This window comes from Nocardioides sp. LML1-1-1.1 (assembly GCF_040676175.1).
Lineage (GTDB): Bacteria > Actinomycetota > Actinomycetes > Propionibacteriales > Nocardioidaceae > Nocardioides.
This window is the reverse complement of the sequence record NZ_JBEGHK010000003.1, coordinates 295,594-321,101: the sequence shown is the minus strand read 5'-3', so window position 1 is coordinate 321,101 and position 25,508 is coordinate 295,594. Positions and strand designations below refer to the sequence as shown.

General features: G+C 72.9%; 24 protein-coding genes. 5 read left to right on the top strand and 19 right to left on the bottom strand.

Going from position 1 to position 25,508, the window contains the following annotated elements; translation table 11 throughout:
- Positions 1 to 146: 146 nt before the first annotated feature.
- The gene (locus MRBLML1_RS12495) at positions 147 to 1,502 is read right to left on the bottom strand and encodes a cation:dicarboxylate symporter family transporter (protein WP_364516269.1); all 1,356 of its coding nucleotides are present in this window, start codon (positions 1,500 to 1,502) and stop codon (positions 147 to 149) included.
- A gap of 151 nt (positions 1,503 to 1,653) precedes the next feature.
- Here MRBLML1_RS12495 and MRBLML1_RS12490 point away from each other — a divergent pair, with 151 nt between their 5' ends.
- On the top strand, positions 1,654 to 3,240 hold the full coding sequence (locus MRBLML1_RS12490; protein WP_364516267.1) for a sensor histidine kinase: 1,587 nt from the start codon (positions 1,654 to 1,656) through the stop codon (positions 3,238 to 3,240).
- Entirely contained in the window at positions 3,237 to 3,932 is a 696-nt protein-coding gene (locus MRBLML1_RS12485) for a response regulator (RefSeq protein ID WP_364516265.1), read from the top strand. Before MRBLML1_RS12490 ends, MRBLML1_RS12485 begins: the two co-directional genes overlap by 4 nt.
- A gap of 1 nt (position 3,933) precedes the next feature.
- Here MRBLML1_RS12485 and MRBLML1_RS12480 read toward each other — a convergent pair whose 3' ends face one another.
- A complete protein-coding gene (locus tag MRBLML1_RS12480) occupies positions 3,934 to 5,385 on the bottom strand; it encodes a glycine hydroxymethyltransferase (protein WP_364516263.1) in 1,452 nt (483 codons plus the stop codon).
- 384 nt (positions 5,386 to 5,769) lie between these two features.
- On the opposite strand from MRBLML1_RS12480, the gene MRBLML1_RS12475 reads away from it, so the two are divergent.
- From MRBLML1_RS12475 to MRBLML1_RS12465, 3 genes are all read left to right on the top strand, one after another.
- Entirely contained in the window at positions 5,770 to 7,488 is a 1,719-nt protein-coding gene (locus MRBLML1_RS12475; protein WP_364516261.1) for a nitrite/sulfite reductase, read from the top strand.
- 178 nt (positions 7,489 to 7,666) lie between these two features.
- On the top strand, positions 7,667 to 8,413 hold the full coding sequence (locus MRBLML1_RS12470; RefSeq protein WP_364516259.1) for a phosphoadenylyl-sulfate reductase: 747 nt from the start codon (positions 7,667 to 7,669) through the stop codon (positions 8,411 to 8,413).
- 49 nt (positions 8,414 to 8,462) lie between these two features.
- Positions 8,463 to 9,206: a sirohydrochlorin chelatase gene (locus tag MRBLML1_RS12465; protein WP_364516257.1), complete on the top strand. Its 744-nt coding sequence runs from the start codon at positions 8,463 to 8,465 to the stop codon at positions 9,204 to 9,206.
- An 87-nt stretch (positions 9,207 to 9,293) separates the two neighbouring features.
- On the opposite strand, the gene MRBLML1_RS12460 is transcribed toward MRBLML1_RS12465, so the two are convergent.
- The 17 genes from MRBLML1_RS12460 to hutH all read right to left on the bottom strand — a co-directional run bounded on the left by MRBLML1_RS12460 (position 9,294) and on the right by hutH (position 25,446).
- Positions 9,294 to 9,704, bottom strand: coding sequence for a DUF3037 domain-containing protein (locus tag MRBLML1_RS12460; RefSeq protein WP_364516255.1), 411 nt, complete (start codon positions 9,702 to 9,704; stop codon positions 9,294 to 9,296).
- Positions 9,701 to 10,480 (bottom strand): HipA family kinase, encoded by a 780-nt coding sequence (locus tag MRBLML1_RS12455; RefSeq protein ID WP_364516253.1) that lies wholly within the window; start codon positions 10,478 to 10,480, stop codon positions 9,701 to 9,703. The genes MRBLML1_RS12460 and MRBLML1_RS12455 overlap by 4 nt, the downstream gene beginning before the upstream one ends.
- Before the next feature lie 7 nt (positions 10,481 to 10,487).
- Positions 10,488 to 11,351, bottom strand: coding sequence for a polyphosphate kinase 2 family protein (locus MRBLML1_RS12450; RefSeq protein WP_364516251.1), 864 nt, complete (start codon positions 11,349 to 11,351; stop codon positions 10,488 to 10,490).
- 9 nt (positions 11,352 to 11,360) lie between these two features.
- Positions 11,361 to 11,879, bottom strand: a complete 519-nt coding sequence (locus MRBLML1_RS12445) for a phosphoribosyltransferase (protein WP_364516249.1) — start codon at positions 11,877 to 11,879, stop codon at positions 11,361 to 11,363.
- A 31-nt stretch (positions 11,880 to 11,910) separates the two neighbouring features.
- Positions 11,911 to 12,444 carry a regulatory protein RecX gene (locus MRBLML1_RS12440; RefSeq protein WP_364516247.1) on the bottom strand — a complete coding sequence of 178 codons (534 nt, stop codon included), beginning with the start codon at positions 12,442 to 12,444 and terminating at the stop codon, positions 11,911 to 11,913.
- Between the two features lie 823 nt (positions 12,445 to 13,267).
- Positions 13,268 to 14,320, bottom strand: a complete 1,053-nt coding sequence (recA, locus tag MRBLML1_RS12435) for a recombinase RecA (RefSeq protein ID WP_364516245.1) — start codon at positions 14,318 to 14,320, stop codon at positions 13,268 to 13,270.
- Between the two features lie 175 nt (positions 14,321 to 14,495).
- Entirely contained in the window at positions 14,496 to 15,755 is a 1,260-nt protein-coding gene (locus MRBLML1_RS12430) for an MFS transporter (RefSeq protein ID WP_364516243.1), read from the bottom strand.
- The gene (locus MRBLML1_RS12425) at positions 15,752 to 15,946 is read right to left on the bottom strand and encodes a DUF3046 domain-containing protein (RefSeq protein WP_364516241.1); all 195 of its coding nucleotides are present in this window, start codon (positions 15,944 to 15,946) and stop codon (positions 15,752 to 15,754) included. The genes MRBLML1_RS12430 and MRBLML1_RS12425 overlap by 4 nt, the downstream gene beginning before the upstream one ends.
- The gene (locus tag MRBLML1_RS12420) at positions 15,943 to 16,488 is read right to left on the bottom strand and encodes a DinB family protein (protein ID WP_364516239.1); all 546 of its coding nucleotides are present in this window, start codon (positions 16,486 to 16,488) and stop codon (positions 15,943 to 15,945) included. Before MRBLML1_RS12420 ends, MRBLML1_RS12425 begins: the two co-directional genes overlap by 4 nt.
- An 83-nt stretch (positions 16,489 to 16,571) precedes the next feature.
- Complete coding sequence (locus MRBLML1_RS12415) at positions 16,572 to 17,537, bottom strand: DUF389 domain-containing protein (protein WP_364516237.1); 966 nt, start codon at positions 17,535 to 17,537, stop codon at positions 16,572 to 16,574.
- Between the two features lie 3 nt (positions 17,538 to 17,540).
- Positions 17,541 to 18,071, bottom strand: a complete 531-nt coding sequence (locus MRBLML1_RS12410) for a hypothetical protein (RefSeq protein ID WP_364516235.1) — start codon at positions 18,069 to 18,071, stop codon at positions 17,541 to 17,543.
- Between the two features lie 30 nt (positions 18,072 to 18,101).
- Positions 18,102 to 18,644: a DM13 domain-containing protein gene (locus tag MRBLML1_RS12405; RefSeq protein ID WP_364516233.1), complete on the bottom strand. Its 543-nt coding sequence runs from the start codon at positions 18,642 to 18,644 to the stop codon at positions 18,102 to 18,104.
- A gap of 9 nt (positions 18,645 to 18,653) precedes the next feature.
- Positions 18,654 to 19,790, bottom strand: a complete 1,137-nt coding sequence (gene hutI, locus MRBLML1_RS12400) for an imidazolonepropionase (RefSeq protein ID WP_364516231.1) — start codon at positions 19,788 to 19,790, stop codon at positions 18,654 to 18,656.
- Positions 19,787 to 21,040, bottom strand: coding sequence for a formimidoylglutamate deiminase (locus MRBLML1_RS12395; protein ID WP_364516228.1), 1,254 nt, complete (start codon positions 21,038 to 21,040; stop codon positions 19,787 to 19,789). Before MRBLML1_RS12395 ends, hutI begins: the two co-directional genes overlap by 4 nt.
- Complete coding sequence (locus MRBLML1_RS12390; protein WP_364516226.1) at positions 21,037 to 22,206, bottom strand: allantoate amidohydrolase; 1,170 nt, start codon at positions 22,204 to 22,206, stop codon at positions 21,037 to 21,039. The genes MRBLML1_RS12395 and MRBLML1_RS12390 overlap by 4 nt, the downstream gene beginning before the upstream one ends.
- Entirely contained in the window at positions 22,199 to 23,887 is a 1,689-nt protein-coding gene (gene hutU, locus MRBLML1_RS12385) for a urocanate hydratase (protein WP_364516224.1), read from the bottom strand. Before hutU ends, MRBLML1_RS12390 begins: the two co-directional genes overlap by 8 nt.
- Positions 23,884 to 25,446 (bottom strand): histidine ammonia-lyase, encoded by a 1,563-nt coding sequence (hutH, locus tag MRBLML1_RS12380; protein WP_364516222.1) that lies wholly within the window; start codon positions 25,444 to 25,446, stop codon positions 23,884 to 23,886. The genes hutU and hutH overlap by 4 nt, the downstream gene beginning before the upstream one ends.
- Positions 25,447 to 25,508 lie beyond the last annotated feature (62 nt).

The window sequence follows — 25,508 nt, the reverse complement described above, 5'->3', positions numbered from 1 at the left end:
GGCATCCCGACCGGCCCAGCACCGGGTGATCTGCATCGCCTCGCGCCCGGAGGTCGCCGGCCTGCTCGACGTCCCGCCGCAGGAAGCACGACGGGCGACGGCGACCACCAGGTCGCCATCGCCCGCCAGGTGCTGGACCTCGTGGATCAGACCGGCTGAGGCTCCCGCGAGGCGCGGTCCACCGGGTTCTCCGGCTCGCTCGCCTCGGCCTCCCCGACCATCGTGGTCTCGTCGAACGGGTCGTCACCGGCGAGCACCCGGTCGAGCTTGGCCCGGTCGATGCTGCCGGTCCAGTGGCCGACCAGGACGGTGCCGACGGCGTTGCCGGCGAAGTTGGTCAGCGCCCGGGCCTCGGACATGAAGCGGTCGATGCCGACGATGAGGCCGACGCCGTCGACCAGCTCGGGCCGGTGCGACTGCAGGCCGCCGGCGAGGACCGCCATGCCCGAGCCGGTGACGCCGGCCGCGCCCTTGGCCGCGATCATCATGAACAGCAGCAGCGAGATCTGCTCGCCGATCGCCAGCGGGCTGCCGATCGCCTCGGCGATGAAGATCGAGGCCATGGTCAGGTAGATCGCGGTGCCGTCGAGGTTGAAGGAGTAGCCGGTCGGGACCACCACGCCGACGGTGGTCTTGTCGACACCCGCGTGCTCCAGCTTGGCGATCGCCCGCGGCAGCGCGGACTCCGAGGAGGAGGTCGCCAGGATCAGCAGGAACTCCCGGCCGAGGTAGCGCAGCAGCACGAAGATGTTGATCCCGGTGGTCACCTTCAGCAGCAGGCCGAGCACGACGAAGACGAAGAGCAGGCAGGTGATGTAGAAGCCGATCATCAGCACCGCGAGGCTCTTCAGGGCGTCCACGCCACCCTGGCCGGTGACCGCCGCCATCGCGCCGAAGGCACCGACCGGAGCGGCCCACATGATCATGCCGAGCAGGCGGAAGACCAGGCGCTGCAGGTGACCGACCACGGTGAGGATCGGCGCGGCGCTCGTGCCCATCTTCTGCAGCGCGAAGCCGACGAGCAGGGCGACGAAGAGGGTCTGCAGCACGCTGCCGCTGGTGAACGCGCTGAACAGGGAGGTCGGGATGATGCCGAGCAGGAACGCCGTGGTGTCGGCGTGGCCCTCGGCCGCCTTCTCCTGCGCGGTGGCCGCGGCGTCGGCCGTGATGTGCAGGCCGTCGCCGGGGTGCAGCAGGTTGCCGACGACCATGCCGATGGTGAGCGCGACCGTCGACATCGCCAGGAAGTAGACGAGCGCGAGGCCGCCCACCCGGCCGACCTTGGCGGCGCTGGCCACCGAACCGACACCGAGCACGATCGTGCAGAAGATGATCGGCTGGATCATCATCTTGATCAGGTTGACGAAGCCCTCACCGAGCGGCTTGAGCTCGACGGCGAAGTCCGGGAAGAGCAGTCCCGTGCCGATGCCGAGCAGGACCGCGCCGATCACCGCGAGGTAGAGGTAGTGCGTCGCGCGGGAGCGCGTGCTGGTGGTGCTCATGGATCCTCCAGTCAGGGAGCCGGGCCCCGGCCGGGGTCCTCGGCAACTGTGCTGCCGGAGGTGAGCGTCGTCACCGTTGTGTTCGTTGTGTTCGTGACGCACGCCACAGTCGACGGCGCCTTCCGTCGGGCCGCTGCGCGAGAATGGCGTCGTGCCGCACCTGCCCCGCCTGCTCCGCGACCGCTCGGTCGCGCGCCGGGTGCTGCTCCTGCAGGTGGCCACCGTGCTGCTGCTCGTCGTGGTCGGCATCCTGATGGCCTCCTACGACGCCCGCCGCGACTCGCGCAGCCGGGCCACCCAGCGCGCGGTGGCCGTCGCCCAGACCGTCGCCGACTCCCCCACCGTCCGCGCGGCGCTGCGCGGCAGCGACCCGACCGCGGTGCTCCAGCCGTGGACCGAGGCGGTCCGCCGCGACACCAACACCGACTTCGTGGTGGTGATGGCGCTCGACCGCACCCGCTACACCCACCCCGACCCGGCCGAGATCGGGCGGAAGTTCATCGGCGACCTGGGCGGCGCGCCCCGGGGCCTGGTCTTCACCGAGCAGTCGACCGGGACGCTGGGGCCCTCGGTGCGCTCCGTCGTACCGGTGCGGGACGGGGGGCGGGTGGTCGCGCTGGTCTCGGTCGGGATCACCGTCAGCGACATCAACCGGGGGCTGCGCCGCGACGTGACCGTCGTGGTGCTGTGCGGAGGGTTGGTGCTCCTGGTCGGCCTGCTCGGCGCCGGCCTGCTCGCCCGCCGGCTGCACCGGGTCACCCACGGGTTGGGTGAGCAGGAGCTCGCCCGGATGTACGAGTACTACTCCGCCGTCCTGCACTCGGTGCGCGAGGGACTGCTGCTGCTCGACGGCCAGGGCCGGGTCCAGCTCGTCAACGACGAGGCCCGGCGGCTGCTCGCCCTGCCCGACGACGTCGTGGGCCGGCCGGTCGAGGACCTCGGCCTCGCGCCCGGGCTGGTCGCCGCCGCGCGCGGGCGCACCGCGGAGTCCGACGACCTCTACCTCGCCGGCGAGCGGATCCTGGTCGTCTCCACCGCGCCGGCACGCTGGGACGGGCGCGACGTCGGCTCGGTCGTGACCCTGCGCGACCACACCGAGCTGCGCTCGGTGACCGGCGAGCTCGAGGTGGTCCGCCGGCTCACCGAGTCGCTGCGCTCGCAGAACCACGAGTCCGCCAACCGGCTGCACACCGTGGTGTCCCTCATCGAGATGGGCCGCCCCCAGGAGGCCGTCGACTTCGCCACCGAGGAGCTCCAGGTCGCCCAGCTGCTCACCGACGAGGTCGTCGGCGCCGTCGACGACCCGGTCGTCGCCGCGCTCCTGCTCGGCAAGTCGGCCGAGGCGGCCGAGCAGGGCGTCGAGCTGCGGATCACCGGCGCGCTGCCGGCCCAGGCGGGGGTCCCACCCCGCGACCTGGTCACCGTGCTCGGCAACCTGGTCGACAACGCCTTCGACGCGCTGGCGGACGCCGAGACCCGGCGCGTCGACGTCCGGCTCTCCGGCGCCGGCGACCTTGTCCGGGTGCAGGTCGATGACAGTGGGCCGGGGCTCGGCGAGGCCGACGCCTCGCGCGTGCTCGACCGCGGCTGGACCACCAAGGCCGAGCCGGGCACCGGGCGCGGCCTCGGCCTGGCCCTGGTCGTGCAGGTCGCCCGTCGTCACGGCGGCGACGTCGAGCTCGGGCGCTCCGAGCTGGGCGGCGCCCGGTTCACGGTCACGATGGGGGCGCCCGGATGAGCGTGCGAGTGCTGGTCGTGGAGGACGAGGCGTTGGCGGCGGAGGCGCACGCGTCGTACGTCGAGCGGGTGCCGGGCTTCACCCTGGCCGGGGTCGCCCGCTCGGCCCGCGACGCGGTCCGAGCGCTGGAGGCGGCACAGGCCGCCGGCGAGCCGGTCGACCTGGTCCTGCTCGACATGCACCTGCCCGACGGGCACGGTCTCGGCCTGCTCACCGCGCTGCGCGGGGCGGGCCACCTGTGCGACGTGATCGCCGTGACCGCCGCGCGCGACACCAAGGTGGTGCGCCAGGCAGTGGTGCAGGGAGTGGTGCTCTACCTGCTCAAGCCGTTCACGTTCGCGACCTTCCGCGCCAAGCTGGAGCAGTACGCCGAGTTCCGGGCCCGCCTCGACGCCGCGCCCGCCGAGGTGGTCCAGGACGAGGTCGACCAGCTCCTCGGCTCGCTGCGGCCGGCCGGCAGCGCCCCGCTGCCCAAGGGGATGAGCGCGGAGACCCTGCGCGCGGTGACGGCCGCGCTGCGCGAGGCCACCGAGGAGCTCTCGGCGACCGAGGTCGCGGGCGTGGTCGGGGCGTCCCGGGTGACGGCGCGGCGCTACCTCGAGCACCTCGCCGACCAGGGGCTGGCCGTGCGTGGGGTGCGCTACGGCACCGGCGGCGGCCGGCCCGAGGTCAGCTACGCGTGGCGGAGGTGAGTCAGGAGAGGTCCAGGCCCGGGTAGAGCGGGTGCTTGTCGAGCAGCTCCGCCGACGCCGCGCGGACCTTGTCGGCCACACCCTCGCCGAGCACGTAGGACGCCTTGGACGGCGCGCCCGCGGACGTCGTACCGGCCTCGGTGTTCTGCAGGACGTGCACGATGAGGTCGGCGACCGCGTCGAACTCGTCCGCACCGAAGCCGCGGCTGGTGAGCGCGGGGGTGCCGATCCGGATGCCGGAGGTGTACCAGGCGCCGTTCGGGTCGGCGGGGACCGAGTTGCGGTTGGTGACGACGCCGGCGTCGAGCAGCGCGGACTCGGCCTGGCGACCGGTCAGCCCGAAGGACGACACGTCGAGCAGCACGATGTGGTTGTCGGTGCCGTCGGTGACGAGCTTGGTGCCGCGGCGCTGCAGCCCCTCGGCGAGGGTCTTGGCGTTGTCGGCGACCGCCTGGGCGTAGCTGCGGAACTCCGGGGTGCGCGCCTCGGCGAAGGCGACGGCCTTGGCGGCCATCACGTGCGAGAGCGGGCCGCCGAGGACCATCGGGCAGCCGCGGTCGACGGAGGGGGCGTACTCCTCGGTGGCGAGGATGAAGCCACCGCGCGGGCCGCGCAGCGACTTGTGCGAGGTGCTGGTGACGACGTGCGCGTGCGGGATCGGGTCCTCGTCGCCGGTGAACACCTTGCCGGCCACCAGGCCCGCGAAGTGCGCCATGTCGACCATGAGCGTGGCGCCGACCTCGTCGGCGATCTCGCGCATCTTGGCGAAGTCCACCCGGCGCGGGTACGCCGAGTAGCCCGCGACCAGGATGAGCGGCTTGAACTCCTTCGCCTTGGCGCGCAGGGCGGCGTAGTCGATCAGCCCGGTCTCCGGGTCGGTGCCGTACTGCTGCTGGTGGAACATCTTGCCGCTGATGTTCGGCCGGAAGCCGTGGGTGAGGTGGCCGCCGGTGTCGAGGCTCATCCCGAGCAGGCGCTGGTTGCCGAGCTCGTGGCGCAGCTTCTCCCAGTCGGCGTCGGAGAGGTCGTTCATGTTCTTCACGCCCGCGTCCTGGAGCCACGGCCCCTCGACGCGGTGGGCGAGGATCGCCCAGTACGCCGTGAGGTTGGCGTCGATGCCGGAGTGCGGCTGGACGTAGGCGTACTGCGCGCCGAACAGCTCGCGGGCGTGCTCGGCGGCGAGCGACTCGACCGTGTCGACGTTCTGGCAGCCGGCGTAGAAGCGGTGCCCGACGGTGCCCTCGGCGTACTTGTCGCTGAACCAGGTGCCCATGGTCAGCAGCACGGCCGGCGAGGCGTAGTTCTCGCTGGCGATGAGCTTGAGCGAGGCGCGCTGGTCGGCGAGCTCCTGGCGGGTCGCGTCCGCGATCCGGGGCTCGACGGTGGAGATGACCTCGAGCGCCTGGCGGTAGGCGCTGCTGACGAGTTCGCCGTTGAGGGAGTTGTCGCTCATGGGCACCAGCGTAGTGGTGCGCCCGGGGGTGTCTCGCGCCCGCCGGTGCACTGCCTCCGCTGGTGGGGTGACAGGCCCCGCCTCGTGTGACGTGCATCGCAGCGCCCGCCTGATCACGGGGAGATCACGGCCACCCGTTCCGAAAGATGAGACTGACGTCCACATCATGAGATTCAGATTTGATGGTGGCGCGTCCGAAGGATGAGACTTCTTGACATGGTCACTGCTGCCACCCATGCGCACCTCGTGGTTCGACGCCACGTGGACTTCGGGCGCACGCGCAGCATGATGTGTTGGCCCCGCTGACGTTGCCGCCGCATCCACCCGAGCCGCGCGCCTGACTGACTCCCCAGCGCGCCCATCAGCGAAGGACCTCCTCTCCGCATGCCCGACCTGCGCTTCAAGCCCGAACCGGCCAAGTTCACCGAGATCCCGCGGCCCCGCCGCGCGGAAGGCCAGTGGGCGCTCGGCTACACCGAGCCGCTGAACAAGAACGAGCAGTCCAAGAAGGACGACGACCCGCTCAACGTGCGGGACCGCATCCTCTACACCTACTCCAAGCGCGGCTTCGACTCCATCGATCCCGCCGACCTGCGCGGCCGGTTCCGGTGGATGGGCCTTTACACCCAGCGCCGGCCCGGCATCGACGGCGGCCGCACCGGCTCGATGGAGGAGGAGGAGCTGGACGACCGCTACTTCATGCTGCGGGTCCGCTCCGACGGCAAGCTGCTCTCCCCCGCCGCCGTCCGCGCGCTCGGTGAGATCGGCGTCGACTTCGCCCGCGACACCGCGGACGTGACCGACCGGCAGAACATCCAGTACCACTGGATCGAGATCGAGAACGTCCCGGAGATCTGGGAGCGCCTCGACGCGGTCGGGCTGCACTCGACCGAGGCCTGCGGCGACTCGCCGCGCCCCTTCCTCGGCTCGCCGGTCGCCGGCGTCGCCAAGGACGAGATCATCGACGGCACGCCCGCGCTGCAGGAGATCGAGCGCCGCTTCATCGGCAACAAGGACTTCTCGAACTTCCCCCGCAAGTTCAAGACCGCCGTCACCGGCCACCCCAGCCACGACGTGTCGCCGGAGACCAACGACGTCTCCTTCGTCGGCACCGTCCACCCCGAGCACGGCCCGGGGTTCGACGTCTGGGTCGGCGGCGGCCTGTCGACCAACCCGATGCTCGCGCAGAAGCTCGGCGTGTGGATCCCGCTCGACGAGGTCCCCGACGTGTGGGCCGGTGTCGCGGGGATCTTCCGCGACTACGGCTACCGCCGGCTGCGCTCGCGTGCCCGGCTGAAGTTCCTCGTCGCCGACTGGGGGACCGACAAGTTCCGCGAGGTCCTGGAGAACGAGTACCTCGGCAAGAAGCTGGAGACCCTCGCCTCCCCCGAGTCGCCCGTCGGTCACCGCGACCACGTCGGCGTGCACGAGCAGAAGGACGGCAAGCTGTACGTCGGCGTCGCCCCCTCCGCGGGACGGATCTCCGGCACCGCGCTGGTCCGGCTCGCCGCGCTGATGGACGAGCACGGCGTCGCCGGGGCCCGCCTCACGGCGTACCAGAAGATCGTGCTGATCGGCGTCGAGCCGGCCGTCCTCGACGCGCTCCTCGACGGCCTGGACGAGATCGGCCTGACGGCCCGCCCGTCGGCCTGGCGCCGCAACACGATGGCCTGCACCGGCATCGAGTTCTGCAAGCTGGCGATCGTCGACACCAAGGAGCGCGCACGCAACCTGGTGACCGAGCTGGAGAAGCGCTTCCCCGACCTGGACACGCCGATCACGGTCAACGTCAATGGCTGCCCCAATGCCTGCGCCCGCACCCAGGTCGCCGACTTCGGCCTCAAGGGCCAGCTCGTCGTCGACGAGAACGGCGACCAGGTCGAGGGCTTCCAGGTGCACCTGGGCGGCGCGACCGGCCTGCGCTCGAACTTCGGCCGCAAGCTGCGCGCCCACAAGGTCACCAGCAAGGGACTGGACGACTACATCTCCACGGTGGTGACCAACTACCTCGCCGACCGCACCGAGGGTGAGGCCTTCGACGCGTGGGTGCACCGCGCCGACGAGGCCCTGCTGCGCGGCGAGAAGGCGCTGGAGTCCGTCTGATGTCGGAGGAGTCGGTGTCGTCGCGGGCAGTGCCCTACCACTGCCCGTACTGCGGCGAGACCGACCTGTGGCCGCACGAGCCGGCCGGATGGGAATGCCGAGGGTGTCGCCGGGCCTTCAAGGTCGAGCTGCTCGGCCTCACCCCTGACACCCGAACCGAACGAGAAGGAGGTGCCTGATGACTGCCCCCGCCACCGCGCGTGCCCGGAGCTTCCGTGGCACCCACACCGAAGGCCGCTCCCCCGAGGAGCTGCGTGAGCTGGTCTCCCACTGGGGCGCCGAGCTGGAGCTCGCCCCCGCCGAGGTCATCATCGAGTGGGCCGCGGCCACCTTCGGCGACCGTTTCTGCATCACCTCCTCCATGGGCGACGCCGTCCTCGCGCACCTCGCGCAGAAGGTCGTGCCCGGCGTCGACGTGGTCTTCCTCGACACCGGCTACCACTTCGTCGAGACCATCGGCACCCGCGACGCGGTCGAGGCCACGATGAACGTCAACCTGATCTCGATCACGCCCGTGCAGACGGTCGCCGAGCAGGACGCGGCGTACGGCCCCGAGCTCTACAAGCGCGACCCCGACCTGTGCTGCGCGCTGCGCAAGGTGAAGCCGCTGGCCGACTCGCTGTCGCAGTACGACGCCTGGGCCACCGGCCTGCGCCGCGCCGAGACGCACAACCGGGTGATCGCCCCCGTGATCGGCTGGGACGCCAAGAAGCAGAAGGTCAAGGTCTCCCCCATCGCCCGCTGGAGCGACGAGCAGGTCGAGACCTACATCGCCGAGAACGGTGTCCTCGTCAACCCGCTGACCTACGACGGCTACCCGTCCATCGGCTGCGCGCCGTGCACCCGCCGGGTCGCCCCCGGCGAGGACCCGCGCAGCGGCCGCTGGGCAGGCACCAACAAGACCGAATGCGGCATCCACTCGTGACAGCGACGTCACCGGATGACCGCATCAGGGATGGAAGGGGTAACTCCTGATGGCTGCTCCCGCACTCATCGCCCTGGCCCACGGCAGTCGCGACCCGCGCTCTGCCGCCACGGTGTCCGCTCTGGTCGACGCGACCAAGGCGCTGCGCCCGGACCTGCGCATCGAGAAGGCGTTCCTCGACCTCTCGAAGCCCGGCTTCCAGACGGTCGTCGACCGGCTGGCCAAGGCCGGCTTCGACGAGATCGTCGTCGTGCCGCTGCTGCTGGTCGAGGCCTTCCACGCGAAGGTCGACGTACCGGAGCTGATCGCCGAGGCCACCACCCGCCACCCCGGTCTGCAGATCCGCGCGACCGAGGTGCTCGGCCTGGAGGCGCGCTTCCTGGAGGTGCTCGACGAGCGCCTGCGCGAGGCGCTGCGCGACGCCCGGGTCCGTGAGCTGGACGCGCTCGTGCTGGCCGCCGCCGGCACGACCGACCCGCTCGCCAACCAAGCCGTCGCCCGGCTCGCCCGGCTCTGGGGCGCGCACCACCGCCTGCCCGTGACCGCGGCGTACGCCACCTCCGCCCCGCCGGCCACCGGCGAGGCCGTGCGCGCCTTCCGCGCCGAGGGCCGCCGGCACATCGCCGTCGCCTCGCTCTTCCTCGCCCCCGGCAGCCTGGTCGACCGCGCCGCCGAGCTCGCGGTCGAGGCCGGTGCCGTCGCCGTCTCCGAGCCGCTCGGCGCGCACCCGGAGATCGCCCGGACCATCCTGGCCCGGTACGCCGTCGGCGCGGTCGAGCTCGTGCCGGTCTGATCAGGTTTCACCACCTAGGTGGTGAAACCTGATCCGGGCACACGGAATTCGGTGTGCCCGGACCATGTTTCCTGTGCCAGGTGCGCCTCAGAGCACCAGCGTCTCGAGCAGCCGCTCCAGCGTGCCGGCCGGGTCCGCGGTGACGCCACCGTGGACCGGGCCGGGCTGGAGGACCGTGCTGCGCGGCGCCTTGAGGAAGCCGAACCGGGTGCTGGCGTCGTCCTTCGCCTCCCGGGAGCCGTACGCCGTCGCGCGCACCCCCACGCCGAAGCCGGTGTGCGCCTCACCGCTGCACACCCGCTCGACCGCGACCAACGCCGCCTCCACCCGCGCGATGTCCGCCTCGGCGTGCAGCGCCCGGATGCGGTCCGGGTCGACCGCGGAGCGCACCCCGAGGAAGTCCGCGTCGGGGCAGTGGAGCACCACGCCGACGTTGACGAACTCCTCGCGCTCCACGCGCGGGACGCAGCGCAGGACGACGTACTGGTAGGGGCTCACGCGTCGGCCCCCGCCGGCGGAAGCCACGGGCGGCCGCCGTCGCGCCGTGCCGCGAGGAAGGCGACATACCGCTCCCGGAGGGCGTCGGGGGTCTCCGCGCCTGGCGCCGGCTCGAACCAGTCGTCGCACACGTCGGCCAGCACCGCGGTGAGCGCGGCGTCGTCCAGCCGCGCGGCGAGCTGCTCGTCCTGGGCGCGGGCGCTGTCGGCGTAGGCGCGCAGCACGTGCTCGCTCACGTCGTACGGCTGCCGGGCGAAGCGCTCCGGGTCGCCCGGCCCGCCGGGCCAGGAGTGGTGGAAGTAGAGCGAGGCGCCGTGGTCGATCGCCTGCAAGGTGTCGCGCCACACCAGCAGGTTGGGGTTGCGCCAGCTCCGGTCGACGTTCGCGGTGAACGCGTCGAGCCACAGCACACGCCCCGCCAGCGCGGGATCGGGCTCGGTCGTCGGGTCGTAGCCGAACGAGCCGGGCAGGAAGTCGATGCCCAGGTTGAGGCCCGCACTGGCGTTGAGCAGGTCCTGGACCTCCTCGTCCGCCTCGTAGCGGGCGATCTGCGGGTCCAGGTCGAGCACCACCTGGTCCGGCGTCGGGATGTCGAGGAGTCGAGCCAGGCCGGCGACGATCACCTCCGCGACGAGGACCCGCGGCCCCTGGCCGGCACCGCGGAACTTGCACACGTAGGTCCCCAGGTCGTCGGCCTCGACGATGCCGGGCAGGCTGCCGCCCTCGCGCAGCGGCGTGACGTACCGGGTGACCCGGACCTGCTCCAGTCCGCTCATCGCGCGATCACAGCGGCTTCTCGTCGAGCAGGCGCTGCTTCTCGTGCTCGACGTCGAAGTCCGCCTCCGGCCAGGACAGGTCGAAGGAGCGCAGCGCGTCGAGCAGCAGGCTGCCGATCGCGAGGTTGCGGAACCACTTCTTGTCCGCGGGGACCACGTGCCACGGCGCCACCTTCGTGTTGGTGCGCTCGATGGCGATCCGGTACGCCTCCTGGTACGCCGGCCACTGCTCCCGCTCGTCCACGTCGCCGGGGTTGTACTTCCAGAACTTGGTCGGGTCGTCGAGCCGCGCCAGCAGACGCTTCTTCTGCTCGGCGGCGGAGATGTGCAGCATGCACTTGATGACGGTCACCCCGGAGTCGGCCAGCTCCGCCTCCCAGGCATTGATGGCGTCGTAGCGGCGCTCGATCTCCTCAGGCGGCGCCAGCGCACGCACACGAGCGATCAGCACGTCCTCGTAGTGAGAGCGGTCGAAGACCCCGATCAGTCCCACGGGAGGCAGCGCCTTGGTGATCCGCCAGAGGAAGTCGTGCTTGCGCTCCTCCTCCGTCGGCGCCTTGAACGAGGTGATCCGCACCCCCTGCGGGTCCACCAGACCGACCGTCGAGCGCAGCGTCCCACCCTTGCCGGAGGTGTCCATGCCCTGCAGCACCAGCAGGATCGACCGACGCCCGTCGGCCTTGCCCTGCGCGAACAGCCGCTCCTGCAGCTCCTCCAGCTCCGGCGCCAGCGCCAGCAGCGCCTTCTCGCCGGCGGCCTTGTTGCCGTCGAAGCCCGGCGCGGCGTCGGTCTCGATCGCCGCGAGGTCGACCGGGCTGCCCGGCTCGATCCGCAGGCCGGCCGTCAGGTCCGAGAGGGGGAACGCGCTCATGCCGCGAGACTAGTGGGCCAGGCCGCCCCGGCGGTCCACCAGTGGCGGCTGCGAGGACCACGGGAAGTCGATCCACGCATCTGTACGACGCCACACGTACTCCGGCTTGATCACCGTCCACGGCTTCTCGTAGATCACCGCCGTCCGCGCCTCCGCCACGTGGTCGGCGAAGAAGTCGCGCACCACCTCGAGCGTCTTGCCCGTGTCGGCCACGTCGTCGGCGATCAGCACCTTCATCCCGGTCAGGTCGATCGCCGCCGGCGTCGGCGGCAGCATCATCGGCACGTCGAGGCGCTGGTCGACACCGGTGTAGAACTCCACGTTGACCGCCGACAGGTTCTTCACGTCCAGCGCGTAGCCCAGGCCCATCGCCAGTCCCAGCCCACCGCGGGCGATCGCGAGCACGATGTCGGGCTCGAAGCCGTCGTCGACCACCTGCCGCGCGAGGTCGCGCACCGCGGTGCCGAAGAGGTCGTAGGTGAGGATCTCGCGCTCGGGAGCTGCGGCGGGGGTGGCGTCCGTGGTCACGCGGACATTGTGCGCCACTCCCCCGCGTCGGTCAGCAGTCGGCGTCCGGGTCGTCCTGCAGCGCCAGCTCCTGGCGGACGACGGCGTAGGCCAGCCCGGCGCCGTACCCCTTGCGGGCCAGCATGCCGACCAGCCGGCGCACGGCGACCTGCTCGTCGAGCCCGCGCATGCTGCGCAGCTTCTTGCGGACCAGGACCCGGGCCGCCGCCTTCTCCTCGTCCGGGTCGACCTCGGCGAGCACCGTGCGCGCGGTCTCGTCGGCGATGCCCTTGCGGCGCAGCTCGACCGCCAGCGCGGTCCGCGCGAGGCCGCGGGTGCGCTGCCGGCTGTCGACCCACGAGCGTGCGAACGCCTCGTCGTCGACCAGGCCGACCTCCTCGAACCGGTCGAGCAGGCGGGTCGCCACCTCCTCGGGCACGTCCTTGCGGGCCAGCCGCTCCTCCAGCTCGCGGCGGCTGCGGGCCGTCATGCTCAGCTGGTCGAGCAGGATCTTGCGGGCCACCGACTCGGGGTCGGCCTCGTCACCGGGGGCATCGGCGGGTGGCTCTGCTGCGCGTCGGGGCATCGCTGGTCTCCTTCTCGCTCAGGGCTGGCTGGTCGTGGCGGCTGATCCGGCGCCGTCGGCGCCTGTCGGGGTGCTCCACGCTCGGGACTCCGGGCGTCGCCGCCGCCTGCCGAGGCGCTGCTCGGCGGCTTCGACGGGGACCCCGCCGTCGGCCCCGGCCCTGCTCGGGACGGGCAACTCGTTCGCGTGCCGACGGCACCCCGAGGCGCCGGCGAGCAGCACCCCGTCCGCCGCCGTCGACGTACGGCCCCCGCAGCACTCGACCGCGCGGGGGTCGGCGCTCCAGGCTCGGGTCCGGGCGTCGCCGCCGCCTGCCGAGGCGCTGCTCGGCGGCTTCGGCGGGGACCCCGCCGTCGGCCCCGGCCCTGCTCGGGACGGGCAACTCGTTCGCGTGCCGACGGCACCCCGAGGCGCCGGCGAGCAGCACCCCGTCCGCCGCCGTCGACGTACGGCCCCCGCAGCACTCGACCGCGCGGGGGTCGGCGCTCCAGGCTCGGGTCCGGGCGTCGCCGCCGCCTGCCGCCGTGCTGCTCGGCGGCTTCGACGGGGACCCCGCCGTCGGCCCTGGTCTGCGTTCGTGACGGACACCTGTCGCACGAGCCGACGGCACCCCGAGGCGCCGGCGAGCAGCACCCCGTCCGGCGTCGGCGCAGCCCCGATCCCTTCCGGACAGCACCTACTCCGAGAGCCGCCCGACGCGGGGACGCCGAGGAATCGGCGTCCCCGCGTGGCGGCAGGCTTGCCGCCGCGCGGACGCGACTCCTCGCCAGCCAACCGCGCGGCCGGCAGCGTGATGCGAGGAACGAGCGACACGCTCGGCCCGTCAGAAGCTATCGACGCCGATGGGCTCGTCGGAGAGGTCGTCGACGTCGCCGTCGACGGTGGGGGTGACGCCGAGCTTCTCGAGGATCTTCTTCTCCAGCTCGTTGGCCAGGTCCGGATTGTCCTTGAGGAAGCCACGGGCGTTCTCCTTGCCCTGGCCGAGCTGGTCGCCCTCGTAGGTGTACCAGGCACCGGCCTTGCGGACGAGGCCCGCCTCGACACCCACGTCGATGAGTCCACCCTCGCGGGAGATGCCCTTGCCGTACATGATGTCGAACTCGGCCTGCTTGAACGGCGGGGCCACCTTGTTCTTCACGACCTTGACCCGGGTCCGGTTGCCGACCATGTCGGTGCCGTCCTTGAGGGTCTCGATGCGTCGTACGTCGAGGCGCACGGAGGAGTAGAACTTCAGCGCCCGGCCACCGGTGGTGGTCTCCGGGGAGCCGAACATGACGCCGATCTTCTCGCGGAGCTGGTTGATGAAGATCGCCGTCGTCTTGGACTGGTTGAGGGCACCGGTCATCTTGCGCAGCGCCTGGCTCATCAGGCGCGCCTGGAGGCCGACGTGGCTGTCGCCCATCTCGCCCTCGATCTCGGCCCGGGGCACCAGCGCCGCGACGGAGTCGATGACGATCAGGTCGAGGGCGCCGGAGCGGATCAGCATGTCCGCGATCTCCAGCGCCTGCTCACCAGAGTCGGGCTGGGAGACCAGGAGGGCGTCGGTGTCGACGCCGAGGGCCTTCGCGTAGTCCGGGTCGAGCGCGTGCTCGGCGTCGATGAACGCAACGATGCCGCCGGCGGCCTGGGCGGAGGCGACCGCGTGCAGGGCGACCGTGGTCTTGCCGCTCGACTCGGGACCGTAGATCTCCACGACCCGGCCGCGCGGCAGCCCGCCGATGCCGAGGGCGACGTCGAGGGCGATCGCTCCGGTCGGGATCACGTCGAGAGGGGCGCGCGAGTCGTCGCCGAGGCGCATGACCGAACCCTTGCCGTACTGCTTCTCGATGCCGAGCAGCGCCGTCTCCAGCGCCTTCTGCCGGTCGTCTCCAGCCATGTGCCTTGTCCTTTGTGAGTGGTGAGCCAGGTACGTCGGCGACGCTATGACGGGGGTCCGACACAAAGCCTGGTCAGCCGTGCCTGTTGTGGAGAACCCGTGCGAGCGTCGTACCTGTGGACGGTGGGTGGACCGTCGTGGGGCTCACGTTAACGAACAGGTGTTCGAAAGCCGGTCAGGCGGTACGGCGTGTCGCCGCGCCCACCGCGCCGGCCGCCCGCAGCGCCGTGCCCAGCACCCCTACGACGAGCACGAGGCTGGCCAGGGCGAGGGCGGGGTAGTCGGCCGCGCCGACGATCACGCCGGCGAGCGCGCCGGCCACCGCGGCCGTGACGCCCATGACGAGGTCGGAGGCGCCCTGGACGTCCGTGCGCGCCTCCAGCGGGGCGTGCTCGGCGACCATCGTGGAGGCCGACACCATCGCGAGCGACCAGCCGAGGCCGAGCAGGAACAGGCCGGCGGTGACCTGCCAGGACATCCCCGTGGGCGCGGAGGCGCACAGCAGCAGCGCGACCAGGAGGACCGCTCCCCCGGCGCCGAGCACCGGCGGCCGGCCGAACCGGTCGGCGAGCAGGCCCACGACCGGCGAGAAGGCGAACATGCCGAGCACGTGCACGCTGATGACGATCCCGATGACCTCCAGGCCCGAGCCGCCGTGCTCCATGTGCAGCGGCGTCATCACCATCACGCCGATCATCGTGGCGTGGGTCAGGGCGAGCCCGCCGATGGCGTGGCCGAGCACCGGCCGCTCGCGGACGGCCGCGATCGCCCGCGACCACGACGACCCGGTCACCGGTACGACGGCCCGGAGCCCCGCCTCCGTGTCGGCCGCAGCGCGCTCCTGGGCCAGCAGGAGCGGGTCGGGCCGGAGCAGCACGGCCACCACGACCGCCGCGAGCAGCATCCCCATCGCCCCGAGCGCGAACGGCCCGGTCAGCTCGGGGATCCCGACCGTGTCGGCGAAGGCGCCCGCGGGACCGGTGAGGTTGGGCCCGGCAACGGCCCCGATCGTGGTCGCCCACACGACCAGGGACAGCGAGCGGGCACGGGTCTCGTCGGTGGCGAGGTCGGTGGCGGCGTACCGCGCGGCGCTGTTGGCCGCCGTCGCGGCCCCCAGCAGGACCGCCCCCACGAGCAGCAGCGCCATCGAGCCGACCGCCCCGGCGAGGACCGCGAGCAGGCCGCCGGTGGCGCCCACGACGTACCCGGTCATCAGCCCGGCCCGCCGCCCGCGCCGGGCCATCAACGGAGCGAGCAGGAAGGAGATCACCGCGGCACCGAGGACCTGCGCGGTCTGGGCGAGCCCCGACAGCGTCTCGGAGCCGGACAGGTCGCGGGCCAGCAACGAGGCCGTCGCGACGCCGATGGTGATGCCGACGGCACCGAACGCCTGGGTGACCGCCAGCACCCGGACGGTACGACGCTGGATGCTCACCGCTCGCTGTCCGGCAGGTCGAGCGCGGTCCACACCGCCCGCCACACCTGCTTGGGCGCGACGCCGGCGTCGAGCGCCTCCTGCGGGGTCCGGCCGTCGAGCTCGGACATCACCTGCTGCGCGGCCCACGACCGCGCGTAGGAGGCGCCCAGGTGCTGCTCCATCCGCGCCCAGAACTCCGTGTGCCTCACCCGGCCATGATCCACCGGACGTCCCAGCGGTGGTGCACCAGGTCGTGCAGGTGGTAGCGGCCCAGCGTCTCGACGGTGAAGAGGCTGCCGTTGCTGCGGCGTCCGGGCCGCTCCCACTGGTCGTCGTCGACGCGGTCGTACCAGCCCGCGACGGCCTCGGCGGCGGCGACGAGATCGGGACGGACGCCGGCCGCGCGCTGCAGGTCGTAGCGCTCGGCGACGGCGGTCTCGTCCTGGTCCCAGTTGTCGAAGAGCGGGTCGTCCTCGGTGAGCAGCCGCTCGACCCGGCCGGCGAAGACGCGGTGCACGTCGCGGACGTGGCAGGCGTACTCCGTCGGCGACCAGACCGCCGGCGCCGGGCGGCTGCCGGCACGCGGGTCGTCGAGCACACGGGTCCAGAAGTCGGCGTCCTCGCGGATCGCCGCGCCGAGCGTGGCGCGGTCGACGGCGCCCGGCTCGAAGCCGCAGTCGGGGCAGCTCGTCTCCAGCACCCAGGTCCAGTCCTTGGTGTCGGGCTCGATCGTGGCGCGCTCGGTGGTCATGGCGGACATCCTCGCGGAGCGCCAGCTGGGTGGACCAGGGAGATCCGGACAGTCGCCGTCGAGGGACTGCCAACCTGCGGTGGTCAGGTCCCCCGGTGCCGCAACCGGGCGACGAGCCGGGCCCGGCGTTCGGAGGCCCGCCGCCAGACCGCCTGCTGGAAGGCGAGGGTCAGCCAGCCGGCGACCGCCATCCCGGCGATGTTCAACAGCAGCTGCAGGGCGCTGCCCCGCACCTCGTCGCCGAGCCCGAACGCCAGTCCCAAAGCGACGTTCCCGGCCGCGGGGATGGTGGTGACCGAGATGAAGACTCCCGACAGCCCGCCGACCTTGGCCGAGGTGAGCGAGAGGACGCCGGCAGCGGCCGCCACCACGGCGACGACGAACGACCACTTGTCGGGGGTGTAGATGAAGGCGGTGGCCGGCCGTGGCGCGGTCACGTCGTCGGCGCTCACCCAGCCCAGCCCGCGGGCGACGAGGGCGGCGAGGGTCACCGCGACGATGGCGACCACGAAGCCGACCACCAGCGCGCGGACGGCATGGCGCAGCAGGGCCGGGCGGCGCCGTACGAGCGCGAGGCCGAGGGCCGCGACCGGCACGAACTCCGGGCCGAGCACCATCGCGCCGATCACCAGGACCTGGGAGTCCAGGACGATCGCGATGCTGGCGATGAGGGTGGCCAGCGTCATGAACGTCAGGTAGGTCCAGTTCAGCTCGGACTCGTCGAAGGCGCGTTGGGTCACCTCGGCCCACACGACCGCGTCGGCGGAGGAGCCCGGGGTCTCCCGCTCGGCGTCGTGGGCGGGCTGGGAGGTCCAGGTCGCCACCGGTACGACGTGCACGGAGCCCTCGCGGTGCACGCCGATCGCCCGCAGCCCGTCCACGACCTCGTTGACCGCCTCGCGGGGCAGGTCCGCCTCCACCAGGTCGCCCTCCGGGCGCAGTGCGGCACCGTGGACGCAGGTGAGGCCGGTGACCGCCGGGTCCGCGCGCAGCAGGTCGAGGACGGCCGGGGTGAGGGCGCCCGGCGAGGTGATCCGCAGGTGCTGCACCGCTCAGTCCTCGCCGGCCAGCAGCTGCGTGCGCCGCTGCACCGCCGGCCTGGTCAGCCCGAGCAGGTTGAAGCGCGCCAGGCGGCCGAGCACCTGCACCGGATCGGTGTCGAGCAGGGCGGCGACCGCATCGACCGCCTCGTCGGTGCTCTCGGCCGCACGGACCAGTGCGAGCACCTCCTCGGCCTGCTCGCCGACCGCCGCCGCGAACCGCAGCCGGTCGAGCGCGGCGGCCCGCTCGACCTCCGGGTCCTGGGGGTCGGGCGACCGGCGGACGACCGTCTCGGCGTACTCCTCGCCGTCGACCGCCCACTGGGCGTCGGTCTTCTCGGCGACCGCCTGCAGCAGGGCGCACAGCAGCGGCACCTGGTCGGTGCGGACGACGAGCTCCTCGAGGTCGGAGGCGCGCAGCCGCAGGTGCGGGCCCGGCGTGCCGGCGTCGGCGTGGCTGGCGAACCAGCCGTCGACCACGATCGACCGGCCGCGGCGCGCGCTCGGCATGGACCCCTGGGCAGCGTCGTCGGACAGCTCCATGCGGGCACGCTAGCCCGAACTGCGGCCGGATCAGGCGAGCGGCGCGGTTCCGAACGCCACGTCGAACCGGTCGCACCAGATGACCACCGGCCGCATCCGGGCGAGATCGGCGCCCTTCGGCACCGGATAGCTCTGGTCGCCCTGGTTGCCCTTGAGCTCGCCGAGCCGGACGTGGGCACCGTCGTCGTAGCTGCCCCAGGCGCCGCCGCTGGGCCGGTCGGTGAGCCACACGTGCAGGTCCGGGCCGTTCGAGGTGTCGAGGCCGGTGATGCGCAGGAAGCGGGTGCCGTCGCTGCGGCGGAAGATCGTCGCGCGTCCGGTCGTGCCGTGCTCGGCGTCGACGAAGTCGCCCGCGGCCAGGACGACGCGGGTCGGACCGCTCGCCCCGGCCGTGGGGACAGCGGTGTCGCTGAGCCCGCCACTGGCCGTGCCGACCACGGCGCTGGCGTCATCGGCCTCGTCGACGCGTTGGTCGACGAAGAGCAACCAGGGCTGGAAGACGAGGCCGCCCACGACGGCGACGACGAGGAGCGCCCCGCCGACGGCGAGCAGGATCCCGCGCCGCCGGCTCATGGACGGAGGCTAGGAGCCCCAGGTCCGCACGACGAGCGGTACGCCGGGCCGGTAGGCCAGGTGCACGTGGCTCGGCGCGTCCAGCAGCACCAGGTCGGCGCGCTTGCCCGGCGCCAGGGTGCCGATGTCGTCGCGGCCCAGCGCGGCCGCTCCCCCGGCGGTCGCCGACCAGACCGCCTCGAGCGGCGTCATCCCCATCTCCCGCACGGCGAGGGCGATGCAGAACGGCAGCGAGCTGGTGTAGCAGGAGCCCGGGTTGCAGTCGCTGGCGATCGCGACGGTGACGCCGGCGTCGATCAGGCGGCGTCCGGACGGGTAGGGCTGGCGGGTGCTGAACTCCACGCCCGGCAGCAGGGTCGCCACCGTGCCGGCGTCGCGCAGGGCGTGCACGTCGTCGTCGGTGAGGTAGGTGCAGTGGTCGACCGCGGTCAGCCCGAGCTCGGCCGCCAGCGCGACGCCCGGGCCGGGACCGAGCTGGTTGGCGTGCAGCCGGCCCCCCAGACCGGCTGCCTCGCCCGCGCGCAGGATCGTGCGCGCCTGGTCGGCGTCGAAGGCGCCGGTCTCGCAGAACACGTCGATCCACCGGGCGTACGGCGCCGCGGCGGCCAGCATCGGACCGGTGACCAGGTCGACGTACCCGGCGGGGTCGTCGGTGTGCTCGGGCGGCACCACGTGCGCGCCGAGGAAGGTGGTCTCGTCGGTGAACCCACGGGCGACCCGCAGCGAGCGCGCCTCGTCGTCGACCGAGAGCCCGTAGCCGGACTTGATCTCCACGGTCGTGGTGCCCTGGCGGCGCATCTCCGCGACGTGGCGGGCCACTCCCGCGGCGAGCGTCTCGTCGGAGGCGGCCCGGGTGGCGGCGACGGTGGTGCGGATGCCCCCGGCGGCGTACGGCTCGCCGGCCATGCGTGCGCGGAACTCCTGCGACCGGTCGCCCGCGAAGACCAGGTGGCTGTGGCTGTCGACGAAGCCCGGCAGCACGGCCCGACCCGCGGCGTCGACGACCTCGTCGGCGGCGGGCGCGTCGGCGGCGTCGCCCACCCAGGCGATCCGTCCGTCCTCGACGACCACGGCGGCGTCGGTGCGGACCGGACGGGCCGGGTCGTTGGTGACGAGCTCGCCGATGGCGGTGATGAGGGTGCTCACGCCCACAGCCTCTCGATCGCGGTGCCGAGCGCGCGGCCGACGCGCCCGTGGTCGCCGTCGAAGACGACCCGGCCACCCGCGACCACCTGGGTGACGTCGGCGGCGCCGGCCGCGAAGACCGCGGTGTGCTCGTCCGCGCCCGTGCCGGCGGTGCGCGGCGAGTGCAGGTCGACGGTCACCAGGTCGGCGGGCTCGCCGACGGCGATCCGCCCGGTGGCACGGGACAGCAGGTCGGCCGCACCGAAACGTCCACGCTCGATGGAGGCCAGCCGCTCGTCCATCTCGACGGCACGCAGCTCCTCGAAGGGATCGACGACCGCCTGGCTGTCGCTGCCGATGCTCAGCCGCACCCCCGCGTCGGCCAGCGCGCGCGCCGGACCGATCCCGTCGCCGAGGTCGCGTTCGGTCGTCGGGCAGAGACTGACCTCGCAGTCACTGCCGGCCAGCAGCGCGATGTCGGCGGGCGTCAGGTGCGTGGCGTGCACGGCCGTGGTGTCCGGCCCGAGCGCGCCGGCGTCGGCGAGCAGCGCGACCGGGGTGAGCCCGTACGCCGCCACGCAGGCCTCGTTCTCGGCCGGCTGCTCGGACACGTGCACGTGCAGCGGGCGGCCCTCGGTCGCGGCCACCACCGTGGGCATCTGCTCGCGCGGGACCGCTCGCACCGAGTGGATCGCGCCGCCGACCCGGTCGTGCCGGATCGCGGCCACCCGCTCGGCCCAGCGGTCCGCGTCGACGTCGCCGAAGCGGCGCTGCGCGGCACCCAACGGCTCGCCGATCCCGCCGGCGAGGTAGCAGGTGTCGACCAGCGTCAGCCGGATGCCCGTGGCCTCCGCGGCGGCCACGAGCGCATGGCCCAGCGCGTTCGGGTCGTCGTACGGCGTGCCGTCGGGCTGGTGGTGGACGTAGTGGAACTCGCTCACCGAGGTGTAGCCCGCGGAGAGCATCTCGGCGTACGTCGCCCGGGCGAGCTCGAAGTAGGAGTCCGGGTCGAGCCGGGCCGCGACGGCGTACATCTGCTCGCGCCAGGTCCAGAAGGTGCCGCTCCCCCGCTGCGTGCGCCCGCGCAGGGCCCGGTGGAAGGCGTGGCTGTGCGTGTTGGCGAAACCGGGCAGGGTCAGCCCACGCAGCGGGGTGGCCGTGCGGGTGGCGTCGGGCTCGACGGCGGTGAAGACACCGTCCTCGACCTCGACGCGCACCGAGTCGCGGACCGCGCCGTCGACCCAGGCTCGCTGCAGCAGCCAGGCGGTCATGCGACCAGCCCGGCGAGGGCGTCGGCCAGCGCCTCGACACCGGCGAGGCAGTCGTCCATGGCAGCGGTCTCGGCGGGCGAGTGCGAGACCCCGCTGGGGTTGCGGACGAAGAGCATCGCGCTCGGGATGCCCGCCGCCTGCAGGATCCCCGCGTCGTGGCCGGCCTGGGTGGGCAGCACCGGCAGGCCGGCGCCGACCCGCTCACGCAGGGCGGTGTCGAAGGAGACCTCGCCACTCACCGACTCGGGAGTCACCTCGACGGTGGTGCCGTCGCGGCCGGCCCGGTCGGAGGCCTGCTTCTCGATCGCGGCGACCAGGCTGGCCAGGGCCTCGTCGGACTCCGCCCGGGCGTCCAGCCAGGCGGTGACGTGGGAGGGCACCGCGTTGGTGCCGTTGGGGCGGACGTCGATCCGGCCGAAGGTCGCCCGCTGGCCCGAGAGGCGGGCCTGCTTGTTGGCGGCCAGCGCGGTCATCGCGTAGGTGAGCATCGGGTCGGCGCGGTCCTCCATCCGGGTGGTGCCCGCGTGGTCGGCCCGGCCGGCGATGTCGTAGCGGTAGCGCCCGTGCGGCCAGATCCCGCTGTGCACGCCGACGGGAGCGTCACGGTCGACGAGGCCCCGGCCCTGCTCGACGTGCAGCTCGACGTACGCCTCCACGCCGTCGAGCAGCGTGGACGTGCCGCCCTCGACGACGTCACCGAGGCGTACGCCGTCGCGGTCGGTCAGCTCGCGCGCCTCGGCCCAGGACGTGGCGCCCACGGCGAGCCGGGAGCCGAGGCAGGCCCGGCCGAAGCGGGAGCCCTCCTCCTCGACGAAGGCCGCGACACCCAGCCGCCGCGCGGGGGTGACGCCCCGGGCGACCAGCAGGTCGAGGGCGGCGAAGGACGAGACGACACCGAGCGGGCCGTCGTAGGCACCCCCGTCGAGGACGGAGTCGAGGTGTGAGCCGGTCAGCAGGCGCCCGGGCAGGCCCTCGGGCCCCCACCAGGCGACCAGGTTGCCGAGCGGGTCCTCCTCGACCTCCAGGCCGCGGTCGGCCGCCGCCGAGCGGAACCAGGCGCGCAGCTCCAGCTCCGCCGCCAGCCAGGGCTGGCGGAAGTAGCCGCCGGAGGCCGACGAGCGCCCGATCGGCGCGAGGTCGGCCCACATCCGCTCGAAGTCAGCCATGCACCGGGTCCTGCTGCATCGGGATGGTGACGCCGCGCTCGGCGGCGACCTCGGTCGCGCGGTCGTAGCCCGCGTCGACGTGACGGATGACGCCCATGCCCGGGTCGTTGGTCAGCACACGCTCGATCTTCGCAGCCGCCAGGTCCGTGCCGTCGGCGACGCACACCTGGCCGGCGTGGATCGAGCGGCCCATGCCGACGCCACCACCGTGGTGGATGGAGACCCACGAGGCACCGGAGGCGGTGTTGACCAGAGCGTTGAGCAGCGCCCAGTCGGCGATCGCGTCGGACCCGTCGAGCATCGCCTCGGTCTCCCGGTAGGGCGAGGCGACCGAGCCGCAGTCGAGGTGGTCGCGCCCGATCACGACCGGTGCCTTCAGCTCGCCGTTGGCGACCATCTCGTTGAACTTGAGCCCGGCGAGGTGGCGCTCGCCGTAGCCCAGCCAGCAGATCCGGGCCGGCAGGCCCTGGAAGTGCACCCGCTCCTGGGCCATGGTGATCCACTTGCGCAGCCGCTCGTTCTCCGGGAACAGCTCGAGGATCGCCTTGTCGGTGGCGGCGATGTCGGCCGGGTCGCCCGACAGCGCGGCCCAGCGGAACGGGCCCTTGCCCTCGCAGAAGAGCGGGCGGATGTAGGCCGGGACGAATCCGGGGAACTCGAACGCCCGGTCGTAGCCGCCCTTGCGCGCCTCGTCGCGGATCGAGTTGCCGTAGTCGAAGACCTCGGCACCGGCGTCCTGGAGCTCCACCATCGCCCGCACGTGCGCGGCCATCGAGGCCTGCGCCTCCTTGGTGAACCCGGCGGGGTCGGCCTCCGCGCGCTGGTGCCACTCCTCGAACGGGACGCCGACGGGCAGGTAGGACAGCGGGTCGTGGGCGGAGGTCTGGTCGGTGACGACGTCGATCGGCGCCTTCATCTCCAGCAGCCGCGGGAAGACCTCGGCGGCGTTCCCGAGCAGGCCGATGGAGAGCGCGCGACGCTCGTCGCGGGCGGCGACCGCCAGCTCCAGCGCGTGCTCCAGGGAGTCGGCCCGGACGTCGAGGTAGCGGTGCTCGATGCGGCGCTGGATGCGCGAGGCGTCCACGTCGACGCAGATCGCGACGCCGTCGTTCATGGTGACGGCGAGCGGCTGCGCACCACCCATGCCACCCAGGCCGGCGGTCAGCGTGATCGTGCCGGCCAGCGTGCCGCCGAAGCGCTTGTCGGCGACCGCGGCGAACGTCTCGAAGGTGCCCTGCAGGATGCCCTGGGTGCCGATGTAGATCCACGAGCCGGCCGTCATCTGGCCGTACATCGTCAGTCCCAGGTCCTCCAGGCGGCGGAACTCCTCCCAGTTGGCCCAGTCGCCGACGAGGTTGGAGTTCGCGATCAGCACCCGCGGCGCCCACGCGTTCGTCCGCATGACGCCGACCGGCTTGCCGCTCTGCACGAGCATCGTCTCGTCGTCCTCGAGGTCGCGCAGGGTGCGCACCAGGGCGTCGTAGGCCTCCCAGCTGCGAGCGGCCTTGCCCGTGCCGCCGTAGACGACGAGGTCCTCGGGGCGCTCGGCGTTCTCCGGGTCGAGGTTGTTCATCAGCATCCGCAGCGGGGCCTCGGTCTGCCAGCTCTTGGCGGTCAGCTCGGTGCCGGTGGCGGCGTGGATGGGCAGCCTCTCGTTGGTCGAGCCTGTCGAGACGTTCATGCGAGTCCTCCGATCGCGTTCGTGACGGCGTTGGTGACCGCACGGCTGGTGACGAGCTGGTGGGCGGTGTCGATCTCGGGCGCGAGGAACCGGTCGGTGCCGGGACCGCCGACGCCGGCGTCGCGGAGCAGGTCCACGACCGCGCCGGTGCCCGGTCCGGGGGCGGTGCCGGCGGTCGAGCCGGTCGAGACCCGCAGGTTGAGCGCACGGGCCGCCGTCATGAGCTCGATGGCGAGCACGCGGCTCAGGCCGTCGACGGCCTTGCGCAGCTTGCGCGCGGACGACCAGCCCATCGAGACGTGGTCCTCCTGCATCGCGCTCGACGGGATCGAGTCGACGCTGGCCGGGTTGGCCAGGCGCTTGAGCTCGGAGACGATCGCCGCCTGGGTGTACTGCGCGATCATCAGGCCGGAGTCGACACCCGGGTCGTCGGCGAGGAACGGCGGCAGGCCGTGGTTGCGGGACTTGTCGAGGAAGCGGTCGGTACGACGTTCCGCGATCGAGGCCACGTCGGCCGCGACGATCGCGAGGAAGTCGAGCACGTAGGCGACCGGCGCGCCGTGGAAGTTGCCGTTGGACTCCACGCGGCCCTCGTCGGCGAGGACGACCGGGTTGTCGACGGCGGCGGCGAGCTCGCGCGACGCGACGGTGGCCGCGTGGGCGACCGTGTCGCGGGCGGCACCGTGCACCTGCGGCGAGCAGCGCAGCGAGTAGGCGTCCTGGACCCGGTTGCAGTCGGGCCCACGGTGCGAGGCGACGACACCGGAGTCGCGCAGCAGCGCGGTGAGGTTGGCGGCGGACAGCGCCTGGCCGGGGTGCGGCCGGATCGCCTGCAGCTCGGGGGCGAAGACCCGGTCGGTGCCGAGCTGGCCCTCCACCGACATCGCCGCGGAGACGTCGGCGACCCGGAGCAGGTCGGTGAGGTCGTGGATCGCCAGCACCAGCATGCCGAGCATGCCGTCGGTCCCGTTGATCAGCGCCAGGCCCTCCTTCTCCTGCAGCTGCACCGGCGTCAGCCCGGCCGCCGCCAGGGCGGTCGCGGCGTCGGTCAGCTCGCCGTCGGCCGTGCGGACCGGGCCCTCGCCCATCAGTGCCAGCGCGCAGTGCGCGAGCGGGGCCAGGTCGCCGGAGCACCCGAGCGAGCCGTACTCGTGCACCACCGGGGTGATCCCGGCGGTGAGCAGCCCGGCGAGGAGCTCGGCCGTCTCCCGTCGTACGCCGGTGTGGCCGGTCGCGAGCGTCGAGAGCCGCAGCAGCATGAGCGCCCGCACGACCTCACGCTCGACCTCGGGCCCGCTGCCCGCGGCGTGCGAGCGCACCAGCGAGCGCTGCAGCTGCGCGCGCAGCTCGGGCGCGATGTGCCGGGTGGCCAGCGCACCGAAGCCGGTCGAGACGCCGTAGTGCGGTGTCGGCGAGGCCGCGAGGTCCTCGATCACCGCCCGGGCCTTGTCGATCGCGGCCAGGGCGTCCTCGCCCAGCACCACTCCGGCGCCCTCACGGGCCACCGCCACCACGTCCTCGAAGGACACCGCACCGGTGCCGACCGTCACCTTCTCCATGCCTCGATTTCATCTGTGAGGGGTGGCGCGCGCCAGACCTGTCCGCGATCATCAGTCTCGGA

Excerpts from the sequence above, each read along its gene's own strand:
- MRBLML1_RS12455 (WP_364516253.1), bottom strand. The coding sequence starts at position 10,480 with ATGAGCGGACTGGAGCAGGTCCGGGTCACCCGGTACGTCACGCCGCTG.
- MRBLML1_RS12475 (WP_364516261.1), top strand. The coding sequence starts at position 5,770 with ATGCCCGACCTGCGCTTCAAGCCCGAACCGGCCAAGTTCACCGAGATC.
- MRBLML1_RS12420 (WP_364516239.1), bottom strand. The coding sequence starts at position 16,488 with ATGACCACCGAGCGCGCCACGATCGAGCCCGACACCAAGGACTGGACC.
- MRBLML1_RS12405 (WP_364516233.1), bottom strand. The coding sequence starts at position 18,644 with ATGAGCCGGCGGCGCGGGATCCTGCTCGCCGTCGGCGGGGCGCTCCTC.
- MRBLML1_RS12450 (WP_364516251.1), bottom strand. The coding sequence starts at position 11,351 with ATGAGCGCGTTCCCCCTCTCGGACCTGACGGCCGGCCTGCGGATCGAG.
- MRBLML1_RS12470 (WP_364516259.1), top strand. The coding sequence starts at position 7,667 with ATGACTGCCCCCGCCACCGCGCGTGCCCGGAGCTTCCGTGGCACCCAC.
- MRBLML1_RS12390 (WP_364516226.1), bottom strand. The coding sequence starts at position 22,206 with ATGGCTGACTTCGAGCGGATGTGGGCCGACCTCGCGCCGATCGGGCGC.
- hutH (WP_364516222.1), bottom strand. The coding sequence starts at position 25,446 with ATGGAGAAGGTGACGGTCGGCACCGGTGCGGTGTCCTTCGAGGACGTG.
- MRBLML1_RS12480 (WP_364516263.1), bottom strand. The coding sequence starts at position 5,385 with ATGAGCGACAACTCCCTCAACGGCGAACTCGTCAGCAGCGCCTACCGC.
- MRBLML1_RS12440 (WP_364516247.1), bottom strand. The coding sequence starts at position 12,444 with ATGCCCCGACGCGCAGCAGAGCCACCCGCCGATGCCCCCGGTGACGAG.
- MRBLML1_RS12395 (WP_364516228.1), bottom strand. The coding sequence starts at position 21,040 with ATGACCGCCTGGCTGCTGCAGCGAGCCTGGGTCGACGGCGCGGTCCGC.
- MRBLML1_RS12410 (WP_364516235.1), bottom strand. The coding sequence starts at position 18,071 with ATGGAGCTGTCCGACGACGCTGCCCAGGGGTCCATGCCGAGCGCGCGC.
- MRBLML1_RS12465 (WP_364516257.1), top strand. The coding sequence starts at position 8,463 with ATGGCTGCTCCCGCACTCATCGCCCTGGCCCACGGCAGTCGCGACCCG.
- recA (WP_364516245.1), bottom strand. The coding sequence starts at position 14,320 with ATGGCTGGAGACGACCGGCAGAAGGCGCTGGAGACGGCGCTGCTCGGC.
- MRBLML1_RS12495 (WP_364516269.1), bottom strand. The coding sequence starts at position 1,502 with ATGAGCACCACCAGCACGCGCTCCCGCGCGACGCACTACCTCTACCTC.
- hutU (WP_364516224.1), bottom strand. The coding sequence starts at position 23,887 with ATGAACGTCTCGACAGGCTCGACCAACGAGAGGCTGCCCATCCACGCC.
- MRBLML1_RS12485 (WP_364516265.1), top strand. The coding sequence starts at position 3,237 with ATGAGCGTGCGAGTGCTGGTCGTGGAGGACGAGGCGTTGGCGGCGGAG.